At 41.7% G+C, this 25,806-nt stretch carries 30 protein-coding genes, 2 tRNA genes and 1 rRNA gene; 11 read left to right on the top strand and 22 right to left on the bottom strand.

What is annotated here, in order from left to right:
• Positions 1-108 precede the first annotated feature (108 nt).
• The 3 genes from MHI58_RS03000 to MHI58_RS02990 form a co-directional block, all read right to left on the bottom strand.
• Positions 109-1,657, bottom strand: a 16S ribosomal RNA gene (locus tag MHI58_RS03000).
• Between the two features lie 134 nt (positions 1,658-1,791).
• Positions 1,792-1,865: transfer RNA gene (locus MHI58_RS02995), tRNA-Gly, on the bottom strand.
• A 15-nt stretch (positions 1,866-1,880) separates the two neighbouring features.
• Positions 1,881-1,957, bottom strand: a tRNA-Arg gene (locus MHI58_RS02990).
• 369 nt (positions 1,958-2,326) lie between these two features.
• Between MHI58_RS02990 and gltP the strand changes: the two genes are divergently transcribed.
• On the top strand, positions 2,327-3,577 hold the full coding sequence (gltP, locus tag MHI58_RS02985) for a glutamate-aspartate/proton symporter GltP (protein ID WP_024719154.1): 1,251 nt from the start codon (positions 2,327-2,329) through the stop codon (positions 3,575-3,577).
• A 38-nt stretch (positions 3,578-3,615) separates the two neighbouring features.
• Here gltP and MHI58_RS02980 read toward each other — a convergent pair whose 3' ends face one another.
• Together MHI58_RS02980 and MHI58_RS02975 are read right to left on the bottom strand one after the other, a co-directional pair.
• Positions 3,616-4,635, bottom strand: a complete 1,020-nt coding sequence (locus MHI58_RS02980) for a S66 peptidase family protein (RefSeq protein ID WP_045035202.1) — start codon at positions 4,633-4,635, stop codon at positions 3,616-3,618.
• A 79-nt stretch (positions 4,636-4,714) separates the two neighbouring features.
• A complete protein-coding gene (locus MHI58_RS02975; RefSeq protein WP_045035201.1) occupies positions 4,715-5,590 on the bottom strand; it encodes a DMT family transporter in 876 nt (291 codons plus the stop codon).
• A 296-nt stretch (positions 5,591-5,886) separates the two neighbouring features.
• Between MHI58_RS02975 and MHI58_RS02970 the strand changes: the two genes are divergently transcribed.
• Both MHI58_RS02970 and MHI58_RS02965 read left to right on the top strand, forming a co-directional pair.
• Positions 5,887-6,612: an AzlC family ABC transporter permease gene (locus MHI58_RS02970; protein ID WP_007496390.1), complete on the top strand. Its 726-nt coding sequence runs from the start codon at positions 5,887-5,889 to the stop codon at positions 6,610-6,612.
• On the top strand, positions 6,609-6,929 hold the full coding sequence (locus MHI58_RS02965; protein ID WP_039170187.1) for an AzlD domain-containing protein: 321 nt from the start codon (positions 6,609-6,611) through the stop codon (positions 6,927-6,929). Before MHI58_RS02970 ends, MHI58_RS02965 begins: the two co-directional genes overlap by 4 nt.
• A gap of 35 nt (positions 6,930-6,964) precedes the next feature.
• Here the strand turns inward: MHI58_RS02965 and MHI58_RS02960 are convergent, their stop codons facing one another.
• Positions 6,965-7,627 carry an O-methyltransferase gene (locus MHI58_RS02960; RefSeq protein ID WP_045035200.1) on the bottom strand — a complete coding sequence of 221 codons (663 nt, stop codon included), beginning with the start codon at positions 7,625-7,627 and terminating at the stop codon, positions 6,965-6,967.
• A gap of 153 nt (positions 7,628-7,780) precedes the next feature.
• The gene (locus MHI58_RS02955) at positions 7,781-7,966 is read right to left on the bottom strand and encodes a CsbD family protein (protein ID WP_024719159.1); all 186 of its coding nucleotides are present in this window, start codon (positions 7,964-7,966) and stop codon (positions 7,781-7,783) included.
• 126 nt (positions 7,967-8,092) lie between these two features.
• On the opposite strand from MHI58_RS02955, the gene MHI58_RS02950 reads away from it, so the two are divergent.
• Positions 8,093-8,644 carry a GNAT family N-acetyltransferase gene (locus tag MHI58_RS02950; RefSeq protein ID WP_024719160.1) on the top strand — a complete coding sequence of 184 codons (552 nt, stop codon included), beginning with the start codon at positions 8,093-8,095 and terminating at the stop codon, positions 8,642-8,644.
• Positions 8,645-8,648: 4 nt separating this feature from the next.
• Here the strand turns inward: MHI58_RS02950 and MHI58_RS02945 are convergent, their stop codons facing one another.
• Positions 8,649-9,236, bottom strand: coding sequence for a LysE family transporter (locus tag MHI58_RS02945; protein WP_039170191.1), 588 nt, complete (start codon positions 9,234-9,236; stop codon positions 8,649-8,651).
• 112 nt (positions 9,237-9,348) lie between these two features.
• Between MHI58_RS02945 and MHI58_RS02940 the strand changes: the two genes are divergently transcribed.
• The gene (locus MHI58_RS02940; RefSeq protein ID WP_024719162.1) at positions 9,349-9,903 is read left to right on the top strand and encodes a helix-turn-helix domain-containing protein; all 555 of its coding nucleotides are present in this window, start codon (positions 9,349-9,351) and stop codon (positions 9,901-9,903) included.
• Positions 9,904-9,948: 45 nt separating this feature from the next.
• On the opposite strand, the gene MHI58_RS02935 is transcribed toward MHI58_RS02940, so the two are convergent.
• The 6 genes from MHI58_RS02935 to MHI58_RS02910 all read right to left on the bottom strand — a co-directional run bounded on the left by MHI58_RS02935 (position 9,949) and on the right by MHI58_RS02910 (position 14,020).
• Positions 9,949-10,218 (bottom strand): hypothetical protein, encoded by a 270-nt coding sequence (locus tag MHI58_RS02935; RefSeq protein WP_234710332.1) that lies wholly within the window; start codon positions 10,216-10,218, stop codon positions 9,949-9,951.
• A gap of 371 nt (positions 10,219-10,589) precedes the next feature.
• Complete coding sequence (locus tag MHI58_RS02930) at positions 10,590-11,642, bottom strand: LLM class flavin-dependent oxidoreductase (RefSeq protein WP_024719164.1); 1,053 nt, start codon at positions 11,640-11,642, stop codon at positions 10,590-10,592.
• 17 nt (positions 11,643-11,659) lie between these two features.
• Entirely contained in the window at positions 11,660-12,283 is a 624-nt protein-coding gene (locus MHI58_RS02925; RefSeq protein WP_039170198.1) for a nitroreductase family protein, read from the bottom strand.
• Positions 12,267-12,740, bottom strand: coding sequence for a MarR family winged helix-turn-helix transcriptional regulator (locus MHI58_RS02920; RefSeq protein WP_007496406.1), 474 nt, complete (start codon positions 12,738-12,740; stop codon positions 12,267-12,269). Before MHI58_RS02920 ends, MHI58_RS02925 begins: the two co-directional genes overlap by 17 nt.
• A gap of 109 nt (positions 12,741-12,849) precedes the next feature.
• Positions 12,850-13,389, bottom strand: a complete 540-nt coding sequence (locus tag MHI58_RS02915; protein WP_082055602.1) for a dihydrofolate reductase family protein — start codon at positions 13,387-13,389, stop codon at positions 12,850-12,852.
• Between the two features lie 79 nt (positions 13,390-13,468).
• Complete coding sequence (locus MHI58_RS02910; RefSeq protein ID WP_024719167.1) at positions 13,469-14,020, bottom strand: TetR/AcrR family transcriptional regulator; 552 nt, start codon at positions 14,018-14,020, stop codon at positions 13,469-13,471.
• Positions 14,021-14,170: 150 nt separating this feature from the next.
• Here MHI58_RS02910 and MHI58_RS02905 point away from each other — a divergent pair, with 150 nt between their 5' ends.
• The 3 genes from MHI58_RS02905 to MHI58_RS02895 all read left to right on the top strand — a co-directional run bounded on the left by MHI58_RS02905 (position 14,171) and on the right by MHI58_RS02895 (position 15,779).
• Positions 14,171-14,794 carry a GNAT family N-acetyltransferase gene (locus tag MHI58_RS02905; RefSeq protein WP_045035198.1) on the top strand — a complete coding sequence of 208 codons (624 nt, stop codon included), beginning with the start codon at positions 14,171-14,173 and terminating at the stop codon, positions 14,792-14,794.
• 68 nt (positions 14,795-14,862) lie between these two features.
• Positions 14,863-15,258 carry a VOC family protein gene (locus tag MHI58_RS02900; RefSeq protein WP_008346708.1) on the top strand — a complete coding sequence of 132 codons (396 nt, stop codon included), beginning with the start codon at positions 14,863-14,865 and terminating at the stop codon, positions 15,256-15,258.
• The gene (locus tag MHI58_RS02895; RefSeq protein WP_045035197.1) at positions 15,255-15,779 is read left to right on the top strand and encodes a GNAT family N-acetyltransferase; all 525 of its coding nucleotides are present in this window, start codon (positions 15,255-15,257) and stop codon (positions 15,777-15,779) included. The genes MHI58_RS02900 and MHI58_RS02895 overlap by 4 nt, the downstream gene beginning before the upstream one ends.
• 12 nt (positions 15,780-15,791) lie before the next feature.
• Here the strand turns inward: MHI58_RS02895 and MHI58_RS02890 are convergent, their stop codons facing one another.
• Complete coding sequence (locus MHI58_RS02890; RefSeq protein ID WP_024719170.1) at positions 15,792-16,061, bottom strand: YesK-like family protein; 270 nt, start codon at positions 16,059-16,061, stop codon at positions 15,792-15,794.
• A 51-nt stretch (positions 16,062-16,112) separates the two neighbouring features.
• On the opposite strand from MHI58_RS02890, the gene MHI58_RS02885 reads away from it, so the two are divergent.
• A complete protein-coding gene (locus MHI58_RS02885; protein WP_008346715.1) occupies positions 16,113-16,586 on the top strand; it encodes a GNAT family N-acetyltransferase in 474 nt (157 codons plus the stop codon).
• On the opposite strand, the gene MHI58_RS02880 is transcribed toward MHI58_RS02885, so the two are convergent.
• The gene (locus MHI58_RS02880; RefSeq protein WP_045035196.1) at positions 16,578-17,366 is read right to left on the bottom strand and encodes a GNAT family N-acetyltransferase; all 789 of its coding nucleotides are present in this window, start codon (positions 17,364-17,366) and stop codon (positions 16,578-16,580) included. The two genes, MHI58_RS02885 and MHI58_RS02880, sit on opposite strands and share 9 nt — an antisense overlap.
• A 161-nt stretch (positions 17,367-17,527) precedes the next feature.
• Between MHI58_RS02880 and MHI58_RS02875 the strand changes: the two genes are divergently transcribed.
• Positions 17,528-17,968, top strand: a complete 441-nt coding sequence (locus MHI58_RS02875; protein WP_024719172.1) for a LytTR family DNA-binding domain-containing protein — start codon at positions 17,528-17,530, stop codon at positions 17,966-17,968.
• A complete protein-coding gene (locus MHI58_RS02870; RefSeq protein WP_045035195.1) occupies positions 17,965-18,381 on the top strand; it encodes a hypothetical protein in 417 nt (138 codons plus the stop codon). Before MHI58_RS02875 ends, MHI58_RS02870 begins: the two co-directional genes overlap by 4 nt.
• A gap of 60 nt (positions 18,382-18,441) precedes the next feature.
• On the opposite strand, the gene MHI58_RS02865 is transcribed toward MHI58_RS02870, so the two are convergent.
• The 6 genes from MHI58_RS02865 to MHI58_RS02840 all read right to left on the bottom strand — a co-directional run bounded on the left by MHI58_RS02865 (position 18,442) and on the right by MHI58_RS02840 (position 25,717).
• A complete protein-coding gene (locus MHI58_RS02865; RefSeq protein WP_045035194.1) occupies positions 18,442-19,092 on the bottom strand; it encodes a response regulator transcription factor in 651 nt (216 codons plus the stop codon).
• A gap of 5 nt (positions 19,093-19,097) precedes the next feature.
• Positions 19,098-20,282, bottom strand: a complete 1,185-nt coding sequence (locus tag MHI58_RS02860; RefSeq protein ID WP_045035204.1) for a sensor histidine kinase — start codon at positions 20,280-20,282, stop codon at positions 19,098-19,100.
• A 102-nt stretch (positions 20,283-20,384) separates the two neighbouring features.
• Positions 20,385-22,562: an MMPL family transporter gene (locus tag MHI58_RS02855; protein ID WP_045035193.1), complete on the bottom strand. Its 2,178-nt coding sequence runs from the start codon at positions 22,560-22,562 to the stop codon at positions 20,385-20,387.
• Positions 22,563-22,711: 149 nt separating this feature from the next.
• Positions 22,712-23,743: an acyltransferase family protein gene (locus MHI58_RS02850; protein WP_045035192.1), complete on the bottom strand. Its 1,032-nt coding sequence runs from the start codon at positions 23,741-23,743 to the stop codon at positions 22,712-22,714.
• Between the two features lie 140 nt (positions 23,744-23,883).
• The gene (locus tag MHI58_RS02845) at positions 23,884-25,080 is read right to left on the bottom strand and encodes an MFS transporter (protein WP_045035191.1); all 1,197 of its coding nucleotides are present in this window, start codon (positions 25,078-25,080) and stop codon (positions 23,884-23,886) included.
• A 31-nt stretch (positions 25,081-25,111) separates the two neighbouring features.
• Positions 25,112-25,717 carry a TetR/AcrR family transcriptional regulator gene (locus tag MHI58_RS02840; protein ID WP_007496429.1) on the bottom strand — a complete coding sequence of 202 codons (606 nt, stop codon included), beginning with the start codon at positions 25,715-25,717 and terminating at the stop codon, positions 25,112-25,114.
• Positions 25,718-25,806: the final 89 nt, after the last annotated feature.

Here is a 25,806-nt window from a genome sequence, read left to right as displayed (position 1 = left end):
GTTATCTAGTTTTCAAAGAACAATCCTGTCTCGCTAGAGACATGTTTGAAGGAATGATCCTTCAAAACTAAACAAGACGAAAACGCACACTGCTCCATATATCCTTAGAAAGGAGGTGATCCAGCCGCACCTTCCGATACGGCTACCTTGTTACGACTTCACCCCAATCATCTGCCCCACCTTCGGCGGCTGGCTCCATAAAGGTTACCTCACCGACTTCGGGTGTTGCAAACTCTCGTGGTGTGACGGGCGGTGTGTACAAGGCCCGGGAACGTATTCACCGCGGCATGCTGATCCGCGATTACTAGCGATTCCAGCTTCACGCAGTCGAGTTGCAGACTGCGATCCGAACTGAGAACAGATTTGTGGGATTGGCTAAACCTTGCGGTCTCGCAGCCCTTTGTTCTGTCCATTGTAGCACGTGTGTAGCCCAGGTCATAAGGGGCATGATGATTTGACGTCATCCCCACCTTCCTCCGGTTTGTCACCGGCAGTCACCTTAGAGTGCCCAACTGAATGCTGGCAACTAAGATCAAGGGTTGCGCTCGTTGCGGGACTTAACCCAACATCTCACGACACGAGCTGACGACAACCATGCACCACCTGTCACTCTGTCCCCGAAGGGAAAGCCCTATCTCTAGGGTTGTCAGAGGATGTCAAGACCTGGTAAGGTTCTTCGCGTTGCTTCGAATTAAACCACATGCTCCACCGCTTGTGCGGGCCCCCGTCAATTCCTTTGAGTTTCAGTCTTGCGACCGTACTCCCCAGGCGGAGTGCTTAATGCGTTAGCTGCAGCACTAAGGGGCGGAAACCCCCTAACACTTAGCACTCATCGTTTACGGCGTGGACTACCAGGGTATCTAATCCTGTTCGCTCCCCACGCTTTCGCTCCTCAGCGTCAGTTACAGACCAGAGAGTCGCCTTCGCCACTGGTGTTCCTCCACATCTCTACGCATTTCACCGCTACACGTGGAATTCCACTCTCCTCTTCTGCACTCAAGTTTCCCAGTTTCCAATGACCCTCCCCGGTTGAGCCGGGGGCTTTCACATCAGACTTAAGAAACCGCCTGCGAGCCCTTTACGCCCAATAATTCCGGACAACGCTTGCCACCTACGTATTACCGCGGCTGCTGGCACGTAGTTAGCCGTGGCTTTCTGGTTAGGTACCGTCAAGGTGCAAGCAGTTACTCTTGCACTTGTTCTTCCCTAACAACAGAGCTTTACGATCCGAAAACCTTCATCACTCACGCGGCGTTGCTCCGTCAGACTTTCGTCCATTGCGGAAGATTCCCTACTGCTGCCTCCCGTAGGAGTCTGGGCCGTGTCTCAGTCCCAGTGTGGCCGATCACCCTCTCAGGTCGGCTACGCATCGTCGCCTTGGTGAGCCGTTACCTCACCAACTAGCTAATGCGCCGCGGGTCCATCTGTAAGTGACAGCCGAAACCGTCTTTCATCCTTGAACCATGCGGTTCAAGGAACTATCCGGTATTAGCTCCGGTTTCCCGGAGTTATCCCAGTCTTACAGGCAGGTTACCCACGTGTTACTCACCCGTCCGCCGCTAACATCCGGGAGCAAGCTCCCTTCTGTCCGCTCGACTTGCATGTATTAGGCACGCCGCCAGCGTTCGTCCTGAGCCAGGATCAAACTCTCCGAAAAAGTACAAAACCGAAGTTTTGTTTTTCGTCAGCGTTTGACTGACTACCTATGATGTATCATAGGATTTTTTATAAAAACTCGAATTAACAGGTACGTTTTGTCTTGTTTAGTTTTCAAAGATCATTTTTTTAAAATGGAGCGGGTGATGAGAATCGAACTCACGACATCAGCTTGGAAGGCTGAGGTTTTACCACTAAACTACACCCGCGTGGTTAAATGTTATTGGCGCGCCCGAGAGGAGTCGAACCCCTAACCTTTTGATCCGTAGTCAAACGCTCTATCCAATTGAGCTACGGGCGCTTAATCAGGCGACTTAATTATCTTAACATATCGTTTTTATTAAGTCAACATCTTTTTAAAGTTTGTTTGTCGTATCTGTCTGAGCATCAGTGTTTCAGATGCGTCATCAGCGACGAATAAAAATATACCATGGATCATACAAAAGGGTCAATACATTTTTCTAAAAAAGTTTAATGTTTTTTAAGAAGTGCTCTTTTGTTAGATAAATAGAGTTTCAATCGCCCTATTTTCATTTCTTTCTTCATAATTCTAATGATTCTTAAATAAAATCTTTCTAAATCCAAAGGAGGACAAAACATAGTCACCTAGAATTTTTATTTATTGGAAAATTCTTAATATTTTCCATGCATTTAAAGGAGGTAGGAGATGATGAAAAAGTTTGTCGCTTTTCAAATCATGATCGCTTTGGTGATAGGAGCTCTTATCGGCCACTTCTTCCCTGATTTCGGAATGGCACTGCGGCCCATTGGGGATGGCTTTATCCGATTGATTAAAATGATTGTGGTCCCTATTGTTTTCTCTACGATTGTCATCGGCGCAGCTGGCAGCGGTGGAATGAAGAAAATGGGCAGTCTCGGATTAAAGACAATCATTTGGTTTGAAGTCATTACGACCATCGTTCTTGGAATCGGACTTTTATTGGCCAACGTGTTAAAGCCAGGCGTTGGACTCGATTTCTCTCAATTAGCTAAGAAAGATATTGGGGAACTCGATGGTTATACTCAAAAGGTCGTCGATTTTAAACAGATGGTTTTAGACATCATTCCAACCAATATCATCGATGTCATGGCTCAGAATGATTTACTAGCAGTGATTTTCTTCGCTATTTTATTCGGTGTAGCCGCAAGCGGCATTGGGAAAGCTTCCGCTCCTGTCCTTACCTTCTTTGAATCAGTAGCACAAATTATGTTTAAGCTCACACAAATGGTCATGGTGACAGCTCCTATTGGAGTTTTAGCATTAATGGCAGCTTCTGTCGGACAATACGGCATTGTTTTACTCATTCCTATGATGAAACTTGTTGGCACTGTCTTCTTAGGATTGTTTATTATTCTATTTGTTTTGTTCCCTCTTGTCGCACTGATCTTCCGTTTTAACTACTTCGAAGTGTTGAAAATGATTTGGGATTTGTTTTTGGTTGCCTTTTCTACTACAAGTACAGAAACTGTTCTTCCACAGCTCATGTCACGGATGGAGAAATACGGCTGCCCAAAAAGAATCGTTTCCTTCGTCATCCCGTCAGGTCTTTCTCTTAATTGCGATGGTTCAAGTTTATATTTATCGGTTTCCTGTGTGTTTCTTGCACAAGCGTTTGGTGTCGATATGAGTTTATCACAGCAGCTCCTCATGATGCTTGTCCTTGTTTTAACAAGTAAAGGCATTGCAGCTGTCCCGTCTGGCTCACTTGTCGTTCTTTTGGCAACAGCTCATGCAGTAGGTCTGCCAGCAGAAGGTGTCGCTATTATCGCCGGGGTTGACCGGATTATGGATATGGCTCGAACAGGCGTGAATGTTCCTGGACATGCGGTTGCCTGTATTGTCGTTTCTAAATGGGAAAAAGTATTCCGAGAGTCTGCATGGGAAGTTCCAAAAGCAGGTGAAGAAACAAAAGGAATGTAATGTTTTTTATGAAGGAAAGGGATCGCCCTTTCCTTTTTTTATGGCAAAAATGTCTGCTTCAGCACGGCTTTACCTTCTTGTTGCAACTGTACCTCCGCATATGCTCCGTTAATGAGGGTCATTTGCGGAGGTACGTGTCCACAATCAATATCGTAAACAATCGGTATGTGTAATTCCTTATGCAATTCTTCATATAGATCCGTATATTCATATCCTTCCACAGGAGTGTCCACTGCACTCCTGCCAAACATGATGCCAGAGCAACGATCAAACCAGCCTGCTAGTTTTAATTGAACAAGAGACCTCTTCATGCTCGCAGCATTTAATTCACAGTTCTCAAAATACCATAGTATGGGTTCACCTTTCAGGTATGTTTCTTGAAAAGCTTTGACATCTCCAAAAGGCGTGCCAGCTAAGTGCCGGATCACATCAATACAGCCACCCATCAGTCTTCCCTTCATCGTCGTCTCTAAGTGATCAACAGTACGCCATGCGGTTGGCTCGGTTAAATGAAAGACATGAATGCTTGGATGGTCATACTGCCATTCCTTTTGATACATATCAGAAGAAAATTGAGTAACGTCCTTTTTCTCTGGAGTGGAAAGTATTTGTTCCCACATAGCCGTCACCTGATCAAGCTCTTCCCCCTGAAGATCCACAAGGTTCGGTCCATGCGCTGTCGCAATGCCAGTGTTTAATGTCAAAGCTAATAGAAGGAGACTTGTATCAGAAAACCCAAGAATCCACTTTTTTTGCATCACTGAGAAATCAAGATGCTCTAACACTTCAATAAGCAGCTGTCCGCCCCATGGCGGGATGATGTGGTCAATCTCATGACAAGTCATCATCCGCTGTAACTCATTTGCTCGCTTGATTGCAGGGGCTGATTTCGCTTTTTCCTGTTGCCATACTGTCTCTCCACATATGACTTCATAGCCTCTTTTTTTCATCCGATCGCAAGACAGTTGAAACATCTCATGCAAAGAGGGCTGCACACCTGAGGAAGGTGCTGTCACCCCAATCGTTTGTCCTTTTTGCAAAAATGGATACTGGATCATCCTGCTCACCTCCACCTTCTATGAATCTCTCATCTATTCATTGTAAAGAAAATTCCCCTTCTCCAAGGGGAATCTCGTCTTACTCTCTCTGACGCAGGACAGTATATACACCTGCGAAAATACACAAAATCCCAACAAACGAACGTAAGCCCATCTCTTCACCTAGAAGCATCCATCCAAGAACCGTGCCAACGATTGGTTGAAAGAAGAAAAAAAGACCACCGCTTGAAGCGTCCATCAGTTGAAGCCCTCTATTCCACAAAAAGAAAGCAAGGGCCGTTGAGATGATACCTAGATACAGAATGCCGCCCCATATTTCCGGTCTTGCCATTTGCTGCACATCAAGATGAGGCAAACGAAACATGACAGGTGGTGTTAATACGATAAAGGCCACAATGATCGCATATGTTGTCGTCACTACTTGAGGATACTTTCCTGGAACTCGTTTCAAAAGAACAGACATCAGCGCCCATGTTAATGCAGCAATAACCAGTGAAAGACCGCCAACAAACTCATCCGTTTGAACAGCGACAGGCCCAATCATCGTCAGCACACCTACTGTAGCAAGCAGAATGGAGACACACTTTCTCATTGTGAAAGATTCTTTTAATAGAAAGAAAGCGAAAAGCACCATAAAAGCAGGTGTGGCCGATGTGATGACGGCACCCATTTGTGCAGACGTATACATTGTGCCAATTTCTTGGGTCACGATCGAAAGAAAGTTGCCAATCAATCCAATCGCCACAATCAGCGGGATATCCTTTTTGTCTAACCGAAAAGAGTAGCCCAAACGCCAAATCGTGAACACAAGAACGACTCCAGCTATTGCATATCTCATCCAGACGAGCTCAAGTGGCGGGACCACCGCAACTGTTACTTTGACCACTACATACATACCGCCCCAAATACTAGCAGCTAACGCTAAGTAAAGGGCTCCTATATATTTTTCATTCATTTTTTCCCCTCCGTTACTGGATATATTCACTGCGATATCCACAAACGGAGATCACTCTCCGTTATGGACGGAGGTGATTTGGTACATCATGTTCAAATAAAGGCTTCCATTGCATATCAGTCACCCCAATTGTTTTTATTTTCTGATTACTTTATAACAAAATCTGGTTCACTTCAATCCTTTTTTATCGCCATGTTTCTTCATATAATAGAAGTTCAATAGGATTGACATGATGAATTCGTTTTCTTATAGTAAGTACAACAATTGAGGTTTACACAGAAAAGGAGTAGAGGTCTTTGGATGTTGAAGCTAGGAAACACATTCCCACTGCCGGAAACGAACCGTTTCTTGAGGGAATAAAAGATTGTGTGCCAACCTTGCTTGGTTATATGAGCATTGGGTTTGCCTTTGGAATTGTTGGCATTAGTTCGCAGTTAAGTATATGGGAAATCGCGCTGCTCTCTATCTTTATTTATGCTGGCGCTTCACAGTTTATCATCTGTGCATTACTTGTGACAGGAAGCCCCCTTTCCGCTATTATTTTCACCACGTTCATTGTCAATTTACGGCATTTGTTACTCAGCCTTACGCTTGCCCCCCATTTTACACGCTACTCTGTAAAGCAGAACATCGGGTTTGGTCTTCTGCTTACTGATGAATCCTTTGGCGTAGCGATGAATAAATTAGCACAGCAAGGAAAATTGAATAACAGATGGATGCATGGACTGAATATTACGGCTTATTTATGCTGGATTGCTGCATGTACACTTGGCGGAATATTCGGACACTGGATTTCAAATCCAGAGGCGCTTGGTCTTGATTTTGCCCTATCCGCGATGTTTGCTGCGCTGCTCATTCTTTCTTTACAGACGGTGCCAAAAAATAAGCTAACCCATCGCTTGTCACTTGTTTTATATATGTTTGTTGCGATGTTTGTGCTGCTTCATTTTGTTCCTTCACACGTGGCTGTTTTGTTGGCGACTGTGCTTGTTGCCACTATTGGGGTGGTGACAGATAAATGATGAGCAGTTTTATGTTATGGCTTATTCTTGGCTGTATGATTGTGACCATCATCCCAAGAGTCGTTCCATTTTTATTTGTAAGGAGTATCCAGATGCCAGAAGTGGTGCTCAAATGGTTATCGTTTATTCCTATTTGTATATTTACCGCTTTGATTGCAGAGCATCTTTTCATACATACTACAGCAGGCGTCACCATTCACTGGATGTACCTTGCTGTCTTGGTTCCAACTGTGTTAATCGCTATTTGGACAAAAAGCTTGTCCCTCACCGTTCTAGTAGGCGTCATGCTGATGGGTACAGCTAGATGGTTTTTCTAATAGAAAAAGCTTAACCGGATGCGGTTAAGCTTTTTTCATTTTACGATACCGTATATAAAGCCGTCATAGCCTTTTTCGCCAACAGTTTGAATAGCAGTTGCTTCAATTCTCGACTCTTGTTTGAGTAAATCGAAAAATTCACGCGTTCCCTTCACTCGCTCATCTTGATCAGAGGCATGAAGAACTGCCCCATTTCTGACCACATTGTCTGCAATAATGACTGTTCCCTTTTTTGAGAAATGTAACGCCCACTTCAAATATTGCGGGTTGTTCGGTTTGTCTGCATCAATGAAAATCAAATCGAACGGAAGCGTATCCTGCTCTTTTAACTGAGATAAAGTATCTAACGCTTTTCCTTGTAAAATGGTGACACGTTCTGCTAGGCCTGCTCTGTCTATGTTTTGCTGTGCGGTTTCTGCATGATGACTGACAGCCTCTAATGTCATGAGTTCTCCATCCGCTTCAAGTGCACGGGCAAGCCAAATGGTACTATAACCGCCAAGTGTACCGATTTCTAAAATGCGCTTTGCACCCTTGGTTTTTGCTAACAAATAAAGCAGTTTTCCTTGGGCCGGCGACACATCTATTTCTGGTAACCCGGCTTGCTTATTCTTGATAAGAGTTTGCTCCAATACGTCATCTTTGGCCATCAATTTGTCTTTGATATACTCGTCAACTTTCCCCCATACTTGCTCCATTTCATCCATCTCCCTTGTTCATGTCTTCTATTTAAAGTCTACATGACGGAAGCAAGAATTTATAATCAATTCTTTTCACACACCTATTGATTTTATTGATGAAAGGAATGTGATGATGGATACATGGGGCGAGTACCTGCAAGTATGCGCAAACTACTGATTCAGCTTATTTTTCACGTCACCTTTTTTATCTTGAAGCTTTCCTTTTACTTGATCTTTCTTTCCTTCTGCTTTCAGGTTTTCACGATCTGTCGCTTCGCCAAGTTTTTCTTTCACTTGACCTTTGACTTGATTTGTTTTTCCTTTCGCTTTATCCATATGTCCATTTTGTTCACTCATTTGTTCCACCTCCACGTTTGATACTGTTTATTTAGCCTTTTTGCACACGACAAAACATCTGAGTGTGCTGTGTGCGCGTTTCAGGTATGATAGACATAATGGAATGAAAGGTTGGTGGTCTGTTCAATGATCATTTCTGAAAGTATGTTCACTGTACGTGGTGTGACCTATCGTATTCGCTCTGCTGCATTAGCAGATGCCAAACAGTTATCAACTCTCAGACTGAAAATCGATGGTGAAACCGAATATTTAGATCGTGAACCGGGTGAAGCTTTTATTGATGAGAAAGGGTTCGAGGCGTTGATTCAAGAGGATTCCAATGAATGCCGTCATCTCTTTTTAGTTGCAGATATTGAAGGAGACATTGTCGGTTTTTCAAGATGCGAAGGACATTCTCTTAAGCGCTCTGCTCACAAAGTAACGTTTGGCGTCGCCGTACAGAAGGCCGCTTGGGGCTATCACATCGGGAAAGAACTTTTAGCTACATCGATCGACTGGGCAGATCAGCAAGGCATTCAAAAGATGTCACTTCAAGTAATGGAAACCAATCAAAAAGCCATTCGTTTATATGAACACTATGGCTTTGAGATTGAAGGCTTGTTAAAAAAAGATAAACGGCTGGCGGACGGCATGTATTATGATACGGTTGTGATGGGCAGGCAGCGGCCAGTCTCCTGACCGCTTACATGACATAACTCCAGATCATCGAAATCGCACTATACATAAGCAGCAGCCCCATGACGAACTGGAACGGCCGCTGATAAAGAGTTAAAAAACGCTTGAATACAGAGCCAAATAAACTCCAGCTAAATGTGCCTAAAAAACCAATGATGGCGAGAATCAGCGTCAACAACATGTATTGCATATTGGACTGTCCATACGGCAGAACAAAAGTGGAAATGACGGTTAACCCATACAAAATGGCTTTCGGATTAATAAATTGCAGCAGCATTCCCGGGATAAAATGATTATAGCGGTCTAATGTTTCGTCATCTCCGCCTTTACTTTTCATGATTTTAACAGCCAAATAGATCATGTAACCGGCTCCTATGAAAGCCATGACCCAGCCGATTTTCGGCATGACTTGATAAAGAATGAGATTAAAGAAACCACTCAAACACAAAATGACCAAAAATCCGATCCCAACCCCTAAACAAAATCGAAATGTTTGCTTGACCCCATATTTATTCGTAAAGACCATCGCCATGATATTATTCGGCCCAGGGGTGAAACTGGTAACAAAAGCATAAATCAACATGGAAACAATCAAATCGTTACCTCCTTTTCATACGTTATTTAGACTCAAAAGTCTTTATTGCGTATATTACGTTTCATTGTACTATTCGGTCGTTATAAAGTAAATAAAAGAAAGGAGTTTTTTGATGGAGGATGTACAATCAATTATTGCTAGAAATGTCAAACTGCTAAGAGAGCAAAAGAAATTAAGCCTAGAAAAGATGGCTGAGGTAACAAGTGTGAGTAAAACGATGATTGGGCAAATCGAAAGAGGAGAATCCACACCGACCATCACCACTCTGTGGAAAATCGCCAATGGGTTGAAGGTGTCTTTTAGTGAACTCATATACGCACCGCAACCTGAAATTAAGATCGTGCGAAAAGAAGAAGGACAAGTTTTAACCGAGGATGAGGGAAAGTATCGGGTATATACGACGTTCCCATTTGATGACCTGAGAAAATTTGAAGTCTATCAGGTAGAAATTGATCCTCATGGGTCGTTAAGTGCGGAAGAACATATCGGCGGTACAGAGGAATTGATTACCGTATTTGAGGGAGCACTTGATTTATCGATCGGTGATGAGCAATACACATTACAAGCTGGTGACTCGATTCGGTTTAAAGCTGACCGTGCCCATGAGTATAAACAATCAGGAGAACAGATGGTACGGATGCAAATGATTCTTTATTATCCCCATTAAAAAAAGCTGACAGGCTTGTCCACCTGTCAGCTTTACATTTTATATTTAATTAAATCCTGGATCGCGTACAACCGTTCCAGTAAAGGTAACTCTATATTTTCCTAAACCTAACTCTTCAATTGACGATTGATAGAGAATACCGACCCATCCATCCTTTGCATATGTAATACTTGATGGAATGTTTGACGTCGTATATGTTCTCGTTTCCGAGACGGTTCGACTTGCTTGTACCGTTACTTCACTGCTTACTTTCCCCTTCGCTTCTACCGGGACAGCGGTAACACCCGCACCCGTTAAAACAATTGCTCCAACCAAAACAGAAGTTATGACCTTTTTAATAAAAAACCCCCCCTTTTTTTGTTGAACATATTAACCATACCATAATTTAGAACTTTAGTAAGTTATTTTTTCATTTTTTTGAAAATTTTGATATGATTGTCTTATGCTGGATAGAGAGTGTTACATACTTCTATGCTTTTATCCTCACCTCATTCTAGTGAAACAATTGATAACGGAGGTGATTTCATGAAAAAATGGCTTATCTGTTTTCAACTTGTTTTCCTCTTCACCTTGACGGCCACACCATTTGCTTCTGCTGCTTCATGCCCTACAGTGAAACCATGTGTTATTGATCCTTAAGCATAAGAAAAAGTCGATCAAGCCTATTCACTTGATCGACTTTTTTGTTATGCTTGTTCGGCTTCCCAGCGAGCAACCTCTTCTCTTACTTTAGGAGCCACTTCTTTCCCAAATAACTCAATAGCTTTCAGCACTTGATCATGCGGCATTGAACCGACTGGCACGTGCAACATGAAGCGCGTAATGCCTACATTTTTTCGCAGATGAATCACTTTCTCTGCTACGGCATCTGGATCTCCTACATACAATGCACCTTCTAATGTTCTTGCTGCATCGAATGTAGAACGGGTATAAGGTCCCCAGCCTCGTTCTCTTGCTAATGTATTCATGACATGCTGTGTAGAAGGGAAGAATTGATCTGCTGCTAATTCTGTTTCCTCCGCAACAAATCCATGTGAATGGGATGCCACCGTTAATTTCTCAGGATCATGTCCAGCGTGAATCGCAGCTTGCTTGTAGAGCTGCACTAGCGGTGCGAACTGTCTAGGGCTGCCGCCAATAATGGCAAGGACAAGTGGTAATCCTAATAATCCAGCACGTACGACAGATTCTCTGTTTCCTCCACTGCCAATCCAGATGGGAAGCGGATCTTGAACAGGTCTTGGATATACGCCGACATCCTGAATGGAAGGACGGTGCTTACCGCTCCACGTCACACGCTCTGACTGCTGTAATTTCAACAGTAAATCTAGTTTTTCTTCAAATAATTCTTCATAATCATCTAAGTCATAGCCAAAAAGCGGGAACGATTCAATAAATGATCCACGGCCAGCCATGATCTCTGCACGACCGTTAGAAAGGCCATCTAATGTCGCAAAATCTTGAAACACACGAACAGGATCTGCCGATGAAAGAACAGTTACGGCACTTGTCAGACGAATATTCTTTGTTTGCGTTGCCGCAGCTGCTAATACGACTGCTGGATTTGATGCGGCGAAATCTTCACGATGATGCTCTCCTACACCAAAAACGTCGAGACCCACTTGATCTGCTAAAATAATTTCTTCTACTACTTCACGAATACGCTGTGCGTGGCTGACTGTTTTTCCTGTTTGAAAATCAGGTGTTGTTTCTACAAATGTACTAATTCCTAGTTCCATGAATGGAACCCCCTATCTTATAAATATGTCACAAATTCAGAGACCGGCTTGCGGTAGCCTCTCGCTTGTCTGCTTTCTACTTTTTCTTTTCCGAGTGTAATCATTAATACAGGAACCAAATCTGATTCGATGTTTAACACCTTTTTCATTGCTTCGGGGTCAAAGCCGATCATTGGGCAAGTATCCCATCCCTTGTTTTTGGCGGCAAGCATAAATAGCATGGCAGATAATGAAGCATTGCGAATCGCCTCTTCTTTCTGAAAGTCTGATCCTCTCTGCACATAAAAACTCATCGTCTCTCTGACCATTTCCTCATATTGTTGCGCATTTAAGATGCCGAGCATTTTTAGGCCTTCATAAATGTTTCCTGCTTGCTCATAAGCTTTCGGATCGCCGAGTACAATGATCGCTGCTGAAGCGGAATGCACCTTATATTGTCCAAATGCAGCATCTCTTACTTGCTCTTTAAGCGCTTCTGATTGGACGACGACATATTGCGTATGCTGTAAATTAAAGGCTGAAGGTGCCAGCTTCACTTCTTCAAAGATACTATTAAGCTCTTCTCTCGAAATCGAGATATTTGGCAAAAAATTTGATGCTGATCGTCTTTCACGTACCAATGTATCAAAGCTGTGTGTCATCTTGTTTCCCCTTTTCGTGAAGTTGTTTTGCACCTAAACCGATTTTTTTCAACCATTCAATGAGCTGTTCTTTTTCCTCTGTTTCGATAAAGGACAGATTTTGTGAAATGACATCTGTATGTTTTGGAAAAATATCGTCAAATAGCTGCTTCCCTTTATCTGTCAGTAATACATGGAATACACGTTTATCAGAAGGTGCACATTGTCTTTTGACTAATTCTTGTTTTTCTAATTTGTTGACCACATAGGTGATGCTCCCACTTGGAATGGATAGAATCTCACTAATTTTTTGAACGGGATGCGGTCCCTTACTATACAGTAATTCAAGAATTTGAAAGTTTTCAAATCCGATATCATAACGTTCAATGTCTTTTTGGATGTTTGCAAAAAGGGCATGGTAGGCTTTCATCCACACTCGGAAAAGCCTTAAGTCTAATTCCTGATCTTGCTGCACCATGGCAACTACTCCTTTTTCAATAAATCCTAAAACTAGGATAAATTTATCCTAACACTAGGATATTTTCTTGTCAACATTTTTGTTTGATTAAAAAAAAGACCCCTGTGATTCAGTGGTCTTCTTTTGACACAAAATGCATTTCAGCAATTTGTTTGTATTGATTCACTTGTTGTAATGAAAATCTAGATTCCTGATCAGTTGGAGGGAAAAGAGGGATTCCTTTTCCAATCATGACAGGTGCGATTTGGAGATACAGCTCATCGACTAATTTTTCTTTTAATAATGCTTGAAGCAGTTCCCCGCCTCCTACTATCCACATATGCTGCCCTTTTTCATTTTTTAAGTTGTGGATAAATGAGAGAACATCTTCACGAATGATATGGGTTCCTGTATGACTGTCTTGTAAAGTGCGAGAAACGATATAACATGTCTTGTCTTCATAAGGAAACCCATCAGGTGAGAGCTTTAGAACCTGTTCGTATGTGTTCCGTCCCATGATCAGCGTATCGACGGAAGCATAAAATTCCTCATATCTCGTATCCTCTTCGCCCTCTGTTCCTATGAGCCAATCTAAACGGTGATCATCCCTTGCTAAATATCCATCAATGCTCATTGCCCCATAAAATAGTAATTTCCTTTTCAATCTCACCACTCCCCGCCTGAAATAAGAACGTATATTCCCATTTTAACAGAAAGAATAGATAAATGATATATGATCCATTCGTTTCTTACGATTCCTGTTCTACCTTCATGAGAAGTTTGTACAAGATGTGTGCAAGCTGCCCCGCTTCGACTGTCATCCCTTCATGAATCCATTCCTCCAGTACACCAACAACACCAGACACAACAAATGAGGCCACAATCTGTTCATGCTCCGTAATTTGCCGCTGATCAAGCTGCCACTCTTTCATGATTTTTTCTTTAAAAAACGATTTGAATTGATTCGTCGTTGGGCTATTCGGTTTGACAAACAACGTCATCATGAATTGTTTTTCTTTTAAATACTCAGTTGTTTTGTTTAAAAAGGACAGCATATCAAGCGGGTCCTGGCTTGGAAACGATTCATCGTATAGTCCGCCAAGCTGATCGAATAGTTCCTTCTCAAGCTGTTCATGCAAATCAAATACATCTTGGTAGTGCAAATAAAAGGTCCCTCTTCCTAAATCCGCTCTTCTAGATAGCTCTGATACTGTAATTTGTTGAACATCTTTTTCCTTTAAAAGCTCAAGAAAGCTTTCCCGTATCGCCTTTTTGGTTTTGATTGTTCGTCTGTCCTTCATCAAACACCCTCCATTTTTGAACAATCTGGCTATACCTGTCTATTTATGAACAAGAGATCATTCATTGCCGATGTTCGGTTTATTTTCCTCTTATTATAATAGACACATGTTCAATAATCTATATCTGTTCAAAAAAAGGAGGACCATCATATGTTTCAATTCAGACTTGCTAGAGAGGATGAACTGCCTCAAGTGGCAGCGTTGTTAGATGATTCATTTCAGAACTATTCATTTTTTGATTTATTATGCGAAAAGGTTACCAAGCGTGCTGCTTTCGCCCGGCAGTTGCATTTGGTCAATACAAAGGTATATTTTCAGCATCAAATCTGTTTGGTCGGGGTTGAGAACGAGAAAATTGTGTCTGCCGCCCTGTTAAAACATCCCCGTCTTCCTGAGCCAGGACTCATGGATTATGTGTTATCTGGTGGGTTAAAGCTGCTCTTTACTGGTGGCATATCGGCGATTCAGCATGTGTTCCGGATGTTAAAGGAGGCAAAAAAAGCGTGTTCCTCCTTAAAGAAACCTTACTGGTATTTAGAAGCTCTTGTCGTTGCAAAAGACCAACAAGGAAAAAAACTTGGAAGCCGTATGTTAAAGCAATGCCTTTTCCCCTTTATCGCCCGGCAAGGCGGCGGACTGTTCACACTGATTACACACAACGAGGCCAATCGTCATTTCTATCGAAAAAATGGGTGGACGGAGTTTGATGAGAGAGTACTGCACGGAGAAGAGATGTCCCTAGAAAGCTGGAGTTATAAAACCGTGATCAAATAAGGTATCTTCTTCAAGGGATGATATAATAGAAGCAGTTCAAACAATGATCATACTTGGAGGAGAGACTGATGATACGACGACTTGATCATATCGTGTTGACTGTTCAACATATGGAGGAAACCATTCGCTTTTATACAAACGTATTAGGAATGAAGGAAGAAACTTTTGGAGAAGGCCGTAAAGCCCTTCGTTTTGGCTTACAAAAGATCAACCTTCATGAAGCGGGTCATGAATTTGAACCAAAAGCTGCTCATCCCCAGCCTGGGTCTGCTGACTTGTGTTTTATCACCGATTTAGATATAGACAGTTTATTGCTTCATCTTCGAAAGCAGGTTGTTCCAATTGAAGAAGGTCCGGTCAGACGTTCTGGTGCATTAGGTCCGATTGAATCCATTTATATCCGTGATCCTGATATGAACTTAATTGAAATCTCCCGATATATAGAGGAGGCTGATCCATCATGACTCGATTATTTTTGAGACCGATTGAAGAAAAAGATTATCCTGGTATTCATAGAGGATGCCAGCATGTAGAAACACTTTATATGACTGGCACACGCAAAACGTTCACACTAGAAGAAATTCGTTCAGCCTATACCCGTTTTCTGCTGGATGACAGTAGACGAGACTTTGCTATTTGTCTGCTAGACACGAAAGAAATGATCGGGGATGCGGCGATTGTGGATATTGATCCGATAAACCATACGGCAAGTTTCCGCATTGCGCTACATGGTCCAGAGCATTTTCACAAAGGATATGGCACTGAGGCTGTTCGGATGGTCCAAACATTTGCCTTTGAGACGTTAGAACTCAATCGGCTTGAGCTTGAAGTTTTTTCCCATAACCCACGAGCCTTTCGAAGCTATGAGAAAGCCGGATTTCAATATGAAGGAAAAAGACGTCAAGCGCTCTATTTCAACGGTGCTTATTCGGATGTCATCATGATGGGCATCCTTCGTGAGGAATACGATAGAATCAAATCATAAAGATGTCCCAGCCTACGATGGGTCATCTTTTTTAAACAAATGAACCCCTGTAACGATGATCAAACAAATGATAGAAGAGAGAACGATAGAGACGCTTGATATGCTGAGCGCCATCCCTTCCCATCTGCCAATGAAGAAACTCCCGATCAATAAGAGCAATCCAAACAAGGTGATACATATCGGAACAATCAGCCCGGCATGGCGATGCCTGCGTCTTTTTCCTGCCCACCACGAGAGACAGAGTACAATGACAGTAAAAATAGCGGTTTGCAGCCAGAACATATCGCATCAACTCCTTTTCTTTTTTATCCTATGACAATGGAGGTTTTTCCAATGAATATCAGACCGATTCAAAAGCAGGACAATCCTTTTATCGCGGCCATTATCCGCCAGTCATTAGAATCAGCGAATCTTGCGATTGAAGGTACAGCCTACACAGACCCACACCTTGATCAGCTTTTCGAATACTATCAATCATTGACTCATGCAGCCTATTGGATTGCCGAAGAACATGGTGAAATTGTTGGTGGCGTTGGCATTGCCCCTTTCACAGATGGCATTTGTGAGCTGCAAAAGCTTTATTTAAGCCCAAAAGCACAAGGCAAAGGTGCGGGCAAGAAACTGATGGATACGGCCCTGCAATATGCTGCTACATACTACGATGCTTGTTATTTAGAAACCCGCAGTGAATTAACAGCTGCTACTGGTCTTTATCAACGGTATGACTTCTCTCTTCTTCCTGCACCGATTGAAGGCTCAGAGCATTCTGCCATGGATGCTTGGTATCTCAAAACCTTTTCAGCGTGAGGCATAAAATAAGCGATACGTCTTTGTCCACTGAAAACCTAGCTTCTCTGCCAATTTTGCCGAGGTTGCATGATGGACATCGCAATCCCAATGCGGTGTCTTCCCTTTTTCAACACAGATGCTGATCATTTGCTGAGCTGCTAACAAAGCCAACCCTTTTCCACGGCAGGCTTCATCTGTCCAAATATCGATTTCCACACGTTTTTCACTTAAAAAAATAGAGATACATTCACTGACCACATCTTCACCATTTAAGATGGCAACTCCGACGCCATTAGATAAAAAGTGATCTACTCCTCCCCAATATGCTTCATAATAGCTGGATGGGAATACTTTGCTTGCGGCAATGACTTGTTCATTCGTGCGTTTGATCATTTCGTCTTGATCAGGCACAATCAGATCAGGAGAGGTCAAGTCATAAGAATACGCATGTCTTTGCATTTCATTCAGTTGGGAACCGAAGCATTTTTTCATCATCTCATCTGATGCTGGATTTGCTGAAAACAAAGTGAACCGTCTGTTATCTCTTTTCTGCTTTTTATAAACATCCACAATGAACGTTGAACATAATGAGAGTGCTGCTTCTGTTTTGCCTGCGACATAATAAATGCCGGTTGTAGTCCCTGCAAAATAGACACACGGGTGATCTCGGTGATCCACATATAAATCTCCTTGTATCACGCCATCGAGTATCGCATCTACGAACACTGGATAGGCAGGATCAATCCGCCGAATTTCCTCTTTTACCGCTCCTGTCCTTTGTTGATCTACAAGATACAACATCATTCCTCCATTCACGAACGAGTATCTTTTCATTATAAAGGAAAGCCGCAGACACGCGGTGAATCTTTGCAACAAAAAGAATTCTTCTGCATCAAAGCAACATTCAATCGCATTCGCTTTCATCTATTGCTATGCTCATTGTGAGAGGAGGTTTATGGATGAAATTTCGTTTGATCTGGAATCAAGAAAAGGATGTGACGGAAGTAGACGTCATCAGCCATCCACATAATCAAGAACGTTTACAAAAGATGGCATCAATGCTGGAGACTAGTACATCTCTAACGGTCAAAGATCCAAAAAATGATCGGCAGTCTCTTTTACCATTAGAACAAATTGAAGCGATCTCTGCGCTTGGACATCTGTCAAAGGTGATCACGACTCAGGGTACGACGTATTTTCTCAGTAAACGGCTGAAGGATCTGAAGTCGTTAGAGCGTGAACATTTCTATCGTATCAACAATGCAGTCATTCTCAATTTAGCGCAAGTCGACAGTTTTGTCGCTGGTACGTACGCTCGCTTAGAGGTCGAAACCATCTCGAAAAACAGTTACACCGTCAGTCGTCATTACGCCAAATATATAAAGGAGCGATTCAAATGATCAAGGAACTAAAACATCAATTTATGCAAACAGCTTTTGTCTCTATCGTATGGCTGACACTCATCCTGTCAATCACTCAATGGTCATCCTCTATCCCTTTTCATTACGTGTGGCACATCATTGGCATCGGTACTCTGGCAGGCATCGTCTTTGGGGTCATGTATCCTTTACTATGGAACTACTTTACCTTTCCAGCACCCACCAACATTCTCATCTCCACTGTCGTCAATTTAGGGTTTCAAGTAGGAGCCGTCGCTTTATATTCGACTGCACTGCTCGAATGGATCATGCCTTATTTTATCGGTATAGCCTTTCTCACATTAGTAGGCCATATCATCGCCTTTCTGTTTTACAAAAAGCAACAAAATCAAAAACTGGCGCAGGCACTGAATCACCTGAAGCCGCAGCCTTAAAAAAAAGAGACCTTATTTGAAAGGTCTCTTGTCTATTATTCTGCTGCTAACTCATTCTCTCTAAAAATGAATCACCCCTAATTCCACTGCTGCTTTAATTGCTTCCGCTCTTGAAGTGACCTCCAGCTTTTGATAAATATTTGTTAAATGAGCTTTGACAGTTCTCTCGGAAATCCCCATATCAAATGCAATTTCCTTACTTCGATATCCCCTAGCCACTGCTTGTAAGACAAGCATCTCTTTTTCAGTCAGCATGTTTATTTCTTTTTTCAAATGGGTCGGAGTCACTTGATGCTCTGGTGATTCAAATACTTTAGCAGCGACGTTTGCTTGAAGAAGAATATCCCCTCTGATAGCTGCTTCAATTGTATAAAATAAATTTTCTCTGCTGGCATCCTTTAAAAGATAGCCCTTTGCTCCAAGTTGCAGCCCTTCAATCATTAATTTCTCTTCGTTATAGGTAGTGAGAATCAGGACCGGCACTTTTAATTGAAGAGACTGCATCTCTTTTAACATCTCAAGCCCACTCATGTTAGACATGTTGAGGTCAAGTAATACAAGGTCTGGAGCCTTCTCTTTCAAGATATCTAAACCCTTTGCTCCATCTTCTGCTTCACCAACAACATCAAATCGTTGATCTGTCTCAAGAATTAATTTTAATCCTTCTCTAACAACAAAATGATCATCGACAATCACAATTTGATAAGACATTGTTTTTACTCCTTTTTCAAAGGTATGGTTACCGTCACTTGTGTACCTTCATTTTTTTCACTTTTCAAGTGTAGCTGTGCATCAAGCAGTCGGGCACGTTCTGACATACCAATTAGACCGTAATGCCCGGAAGTGGATTCTTGTTTTTTCTCTTCAAAACCCACTCCATTGTCTGTGATTTGCAAGGAGATGTGATCATCTTGTTGCTTCATCATCAATTCGACCTTACTTGCTTTGGCATGCTTGGCAATATTCGTCAAACATTCACTGACAATGTATACAGTATGTTCGATGAGGAAAGGGGACACTTGATAAGAGACAGCCACTTTTGTATGAACTGGAATATTCGTCGCCGTCCTAAACCGATTCACTTCATCTTTCACAGAATCAGCTAAGTCATATTGATCCTGGCTGTATGTTCGAAGGTCGTCAATGACCAATCTCGCCTCACCTAATGTCGTCCGCGCATGGCTCATTGAACCTTTAATAATGCTTTGAGCACGCTCAACATTCTGATTCTCTAAATGGGCATGGACCGCTTCTAGCTGCATAATAATACCTGCCAGCCCTTGTGCAAGGGTATCATGTAAATCTCTCGCCATTCTTTGACGCTCATTAGCAAGTGTCAGCTCTTCCACTTGTTGATGTGCCAATTCAAGTTCCTTTAAAAATGTTTGTGTACGAATTCTAGCTTTGACTTGTCTAAAAAATAAAATGGAGTATGCGATGACTACAATCAGAATCAAAAACAAAATAGGAATGTATACGGTCAAATCATCTGTATCATTGACCAAAATAAGGGCAAGAAAAAAAAGAACATAAAAACTAAGCCCTGTCAAAATCACCTTCAATGTATGATAATATACCCCAATACTTTGCGCTATTAGTACCGGTAACAGACCAATTAAGATCACAGGGGAAGCCGCCTGCATGACTGAAACACAAAGTAAAATCACTATTCCTTGAATCAGAAAATATACCCATGGATTCTGCCGAAACCAGTAAAATGACCACCAATGCAGAATCAGATGTACGGCAATAAGTGCAGAAAAAAACAGGCCAGAAAGTGCTAATGGGGTGGTTATAAACTGAAATATCATTGCTGCAATATAAACAAGAATGACCCATAATAATGTTGGAATTCGCGAATAGATCATTTCATTAAAAGGGTCTATCCGTCGTTTCGCCATAAATATCACCATCCGAGCCTCATATTCACTCAAAAAATACCGCCCACCCTTTATCGAGGTAATGGCGGTATCATCAATCATACCATGTAAGACTATCAGTGACTAAATCACCTTCTCTTCTTTCTCATCCTTCTGAGAAATAGACTCACCTTCAATGTCTATACGTGGAAGCCAGCTTTCAAACCATTTGGGTAAGTACCAAGCAGCTCGTCCGATCAGCATCATACAAGCTGGGATAAAAGTCATTCTTATGACAAATGCATCAAACAGAACACCGAATGCCAACGTTAACCCCATTGTTTTGATAATCAAGTCATCTGCAAAGATAAAACTAGCAAAGACGAAGATCATGATTAAGCCTGCGGCAGTCACTACTCTTCCACTGTGCTTCAAACCTGATACAACGGACTTTTTCGCATCACCTGATAGAAGGAAATCTTCTCTCATTCGACTGACTAAAAAGACCTCATAATCCATTGCAAGACCAAATAATATTCCTGTCACTAGTACAGGCATAAAGTTTAACAATGGGCCATTTGCTGGTATTCCAAACAATGGCGCAAGGTGTCCATCCTGTAAAACAAAGACTGAAAAACCTAGTGTAGCGGTCAATGTCATAAGGAATCCTAAAACCGCTTTTAATGGAACAAGGAAGGATCTAAACACAAGAATCATCAAAATCAAAGCAAATCCAATAATGACTCCTGCAAATTTCGGTAACGCTTCACTGAGTCTATCTGAAATATCTATATTAACTGCCGTAGAACCAGTAACAAGTAATTTCGTATCATACTTTGCAGCAGTCTGACTAGATTCATTTCGTATATCTTTGACTAATTGCTTTGTCGCCTTATCTTCTGGACCGCTTTTCGGTAAGATGGTCAGCATGGCGTACTTACCCGATGGATTAGGAACAGGCGGTGCCATTTGTTTGATGCCATCCATCTTCTCTAATACTTTTGTTGTTTTCTCAATAGATTTCATTGCGTTATTTGCACGGGAGGCATCAATGATAACAACCAGTGGCCCATTAAACCCTTTACCAAACCCTTCTGCTAACAGGTCATAGCCCTTACGTTCAGTTGTTTCCTTCCCCTTCATGCCGTTATCAGGAAGACCCAACTCCATATGAAGTGCTGGCCAACTGAGTAGACCAGTCAATACAATGACACCTAAGATGATCTTACCTGGATACTTCTTGATAAACCTTCCCCAAGCTGTGGCTTCTTCTTTTTGTTGAGATTGTAATTTAGAGAACCATTTATTCTTTCTTGAAGGGCTTACTTTATCACCAAGAATCCCTAGTATGGCAGGAACAATTGTGAGAGACACAAGCATAACTGATAGTACCATGAATGCAGCTACAAGACCCATAACGCCTAAAAATGGTATACCGACTAATACAAGTCCGCATAGTGCAATTACGACGGTAACACCTGCAAACAATACAGCACTGCCTGCTGTAGCAACAGCTCTAGCAGCTGCTTCTTTCAATTCGTAACCCTCTGCTAATAACTGTCGATAACGAGAAATGATAAATAATGCATAATCAATTCCTACTGCAAGTCCAATCATCACAGCTAATGTAAGACTAAATGCAGACATCTCAACAAAATTTGAGGTAATTAATATGACCATCACGCCGATTATTAACCCAATGACAGCCGTCAAGATTGGTAGTCCTGCAATCAATAGTGAAGCGAAGGTAAAGGCTAAAATAAAGAAGGCCATGACAATACCTATGACTTCCGAAATCCCGCCTACCTCAATTTCTGAGAATGTGACGGAGCCGCCTAATTCTGTTTGGATGCCAGCCTTTCTTGAAATCTTAATACTATCTAATACTTTCTCTTTTGAGGATGTTTTTACCTCATCCGCCTTTACCCGGTATGTAATATCCGCATACCCTATTTTCTTATCCTTACTAATAGCAAATGTCTGATATAAATCCGTCACTTGCTTGACTGCTTTATCCTTTTTGACTTCTTTGATCGTTTCGTTCAATTTGTTTCTTACTTTTTTTGTTTCTAATGTTTCACCCTTAGGTGCTTTAAAGATCAGACGAATCGTCCCGCCATCATCACCTGCTGGGAACCTTTTCTCCAAGAGATCCATTGCCTTTTCTGACTTTGTTCCTGGAATCGACATATCGCCATTAAATGAAACTCCTGTCCCTATTGTTGCCGCCACAACAGCTACTAAAACAAGTAACCAACCGATAATCATCCGTTTCGGCTTAGAAAATGCACTTTTTCCTAAATGATATAAAAATTTTGCCATTCACTTACTCCTTTTTCTTCAACTTCGTGAACTTGATCTCTTTATTCTAAGCAATGAGATGGTCGATTGAAATTGTACTTTCGGGCAAGAAGCATTGTACTTTTAGGCAACAAAAAAAGGGCATCTTCTTAAGATCCCCTTTAAAACGTTTATGAAGCGACTGTTTTTCGCCTCGTTCTGTTGATTTTACCGACAAACATATAGCCATATTTATAATGATTTGCTATCCGTGACAATAGGATAGGTCCAGCAATTGCAAGTGCTGATGTTATGATTGTCCCTACAAAGAATGGATAATCTTTTAATTGTCCCCATAGTAACACAGAGATACCTAGAAAATACCCGTGAAGCAAATAGATGGTGAATGAATATTGACTAATGACAGCTACGAAAGGTGGAACGCTTTTCACTTTAGAAAACAAGAGAAAACATAAGAAGACAATACTGACTGTATAAAGAACAACGTCTGGCCTCTTAGAAGAAGACTCGAAAAAGCCTACATATGAATTGCTTAGAAGGGTCGCTGCTGAAATCAAAACAAGTCCATACACGGCATACTTAAAACGATGAAGTCTTGTGATAAACTGCTGATAATTCGCTCCACAATAATAGGCTAAACAAAAATAGAACAACCACCCTGGAAATGGAATCCATTCTAAGCCGAACATTGGATTAGGTAATTGAGGTTGTGGGATTTTGACGAGGTTCATGACACTTAAATAACCAACTGTGATGATAAAGGAGATCGGCAATACCCATTTAGCTGAGGTACGCTTAGCCATTTTGTGAAAAAACATGTGCAAAAAGTAAAATTGAAAAATAATCAGAACAAAATAACCAATATAATTTCCCAATAAGACATTTGCTGAAGCTCTTTTAAAAAAGTCAACTGCCCCTCCATTTAAAGATGCCGAATGCAAAAAACCATCGACAATCCCAATAAAAGCAAATGGGAAAAAGATGGCTTTCACCCTCTTCCACATAAATCCTTTAGGGGTACCATTCGGATAAGCATGAGCCAATAAAAACTCAGAAATGAAAATAAAACTCGGGGTACTGAACATGAGTAGTGCTACAAGAATAGATGATGAATGAGAGCTAGATAAAATGGCTATTGCATGAATGAGCACAACACTCAAACACGAGATACACCGAATATAAAAAATCTCTTTAATTTGCATTGAAAATCCTCCTCCTGCATTTTGGTAAAACATGTATTAGATTAACATGTATAACACCTTATCAACAGGGACCTTGTGATTATTTTTCAATCATCTATCCAAAAGGAACAAAAAAAAGAGCCCTAGTTAGAGCCCCTAATCTAATCAGATTCAACCGTCGCCTTCCCCTTCCAAATAAGGGTTAAGCCCAATCCAAGAAATAAGACAACACCTGCAAACAGGAATGGGAAATGAATATTTTGATCGAATAAAATGCCGCCAAGTGCCGGGCCAAAGATCGTACCAAGACTTGTGTAGGTAGAGTTCATCCCTGCGACAAATCCTTGCTGATTGCCAGCGATTTTTGATAAGAAGGTCGTGAGTGCAGGGCGCAATAAATCGAACGCAAGGAAAATCACACACGTCACGATCAGCACAACCATAAAGCCTGACACGACTGTGGAAACAAAAGCGAGAACTGCTCCAACAATCAAGCATAGTTGAATAACTCGTTTCTCCCCAAGCGCATTCACCATTTTACCAAACACGAGGACTTGGATGATGACGGCTACAATTGAACTGACGGTAATGATAATCGCAATATCCTTCGGACCAAATCCAAACTTGTGATTTGTAAACAAGCTAAAGACCGTTTCATATGCAGATAGTCCAAACGCCAGCACAAAGACAATGATGAAGGCGATGAGATAGCTTGGATGAATCGATTTTTTCAAGTCTTTAAAGAAGCTCGATTCCTTCACTTGATCCATTTGTTTCTCTCGCTCTTCTTTTGTTAATGGTTCCTTCAGCATAAACATAGACGAAATCACAGCAATAAATGCAATCCCTGCTGCAAAGAAAAACGGCAGGCGAACGCCATATTCTGCAATAAATCCGCCAATTCCCGGGCCAATGATAAATCCGGTACTAATAGCAGCGGATACATACCCCATTGCCTTTGATCTTTCTTGAACGGTTGTGATATCAGCGACATAGGCAGTGACAGCCGGCATGATAAATGCTGCACTAATGCCGCCAAGAACCCTTGCAAAATACAGAACATATACGTGTGTTCCTAAGCCAAAAACGAGTTCTGATAACGCGAATAGAAACAGCCCAGACACAATCATGATCTTTCTTCCGTATCGGTCTACCCATCTTCCCGCAATAGGTGATGCGATAAGCTGTGCAACAGCAAACGCCGCCACAAGATATCCCATCGTACTGCCCGTTAAATGCATGACATTCATAAAGAGCGGCATGACAGGTATAATCAGACCGATACCTAAAAACGCAATAAATATATTACTTAATAAAATAACAAGTACCGCTTTTTGCTCACGAATCGGTTTTTGCATGATGTTTGTTTCCCCTTTACTGACTCACTTGTTACTCATGATGGTTGATTCCGTGAATAAACAATGAGATCGCCTCTTTTTGTAATTCCTTTTTCTGCTGCATCGTGTCATTTTTATATAACACGTCTAATCCATAGAATACAGAAAGTAATATTTTCACTTTTGATTCAACATGCTGAATCGACCAGCTGCCATCTTCGTTTCCTTCAAGCAGGATGTCTCGCATTACATCATCAAAGTCTACATCAATCTTGTTCAGCCGCTCCATGACTTCATCTGATGTAAATGCACTGGCACAGAATTCTTCACTTGCTCTCATTAAAGGATAGTTAATCCCCATTTGACTAAGCAGCTCTGCAAACCCTGCGAGCTTATCAATGGCCCGGTGCAGCGTTTGTTTCTCTTCATGCCACGTCTCCATCATGAATCGATGATCCTCTTCCATAATATGAAGGAACAAAAACTCTTTTCCTTTAAAATGATGATAAAGGTTGCCTTTACTAATTTCAGCCGCCTCTAGAATATCTCGCACGGATGTTTCGGAATATCCTTTTTTCGCAAATAAATCACGTGAAGCGGTGACAATCTTCTGCTTCGTCTTTTCACTTTTTCCAGCCCCGCTTTGTGTACTTGTCATCTATGAACAATCCCTTCTACCTTGCATTTCTTCACACGGACAAATAAAACCGACCAGTTGGTTTATTTTTTTATTATAAATGGAGATCG

The sequence above is a fragment of the Bacillus sp. FSL K6-2869 genome (assembly GCF_040869405.1).
GTDB lineage: Bacteria > Bacillota > Bacilli > Bacillales > Bacillaceae > Bacillus > Bacillus altitudinis.
Note: the sequence above shows the minus strand (reverse complement) of the source record. Positions and strands in the feature narration are given on the sequence as shown.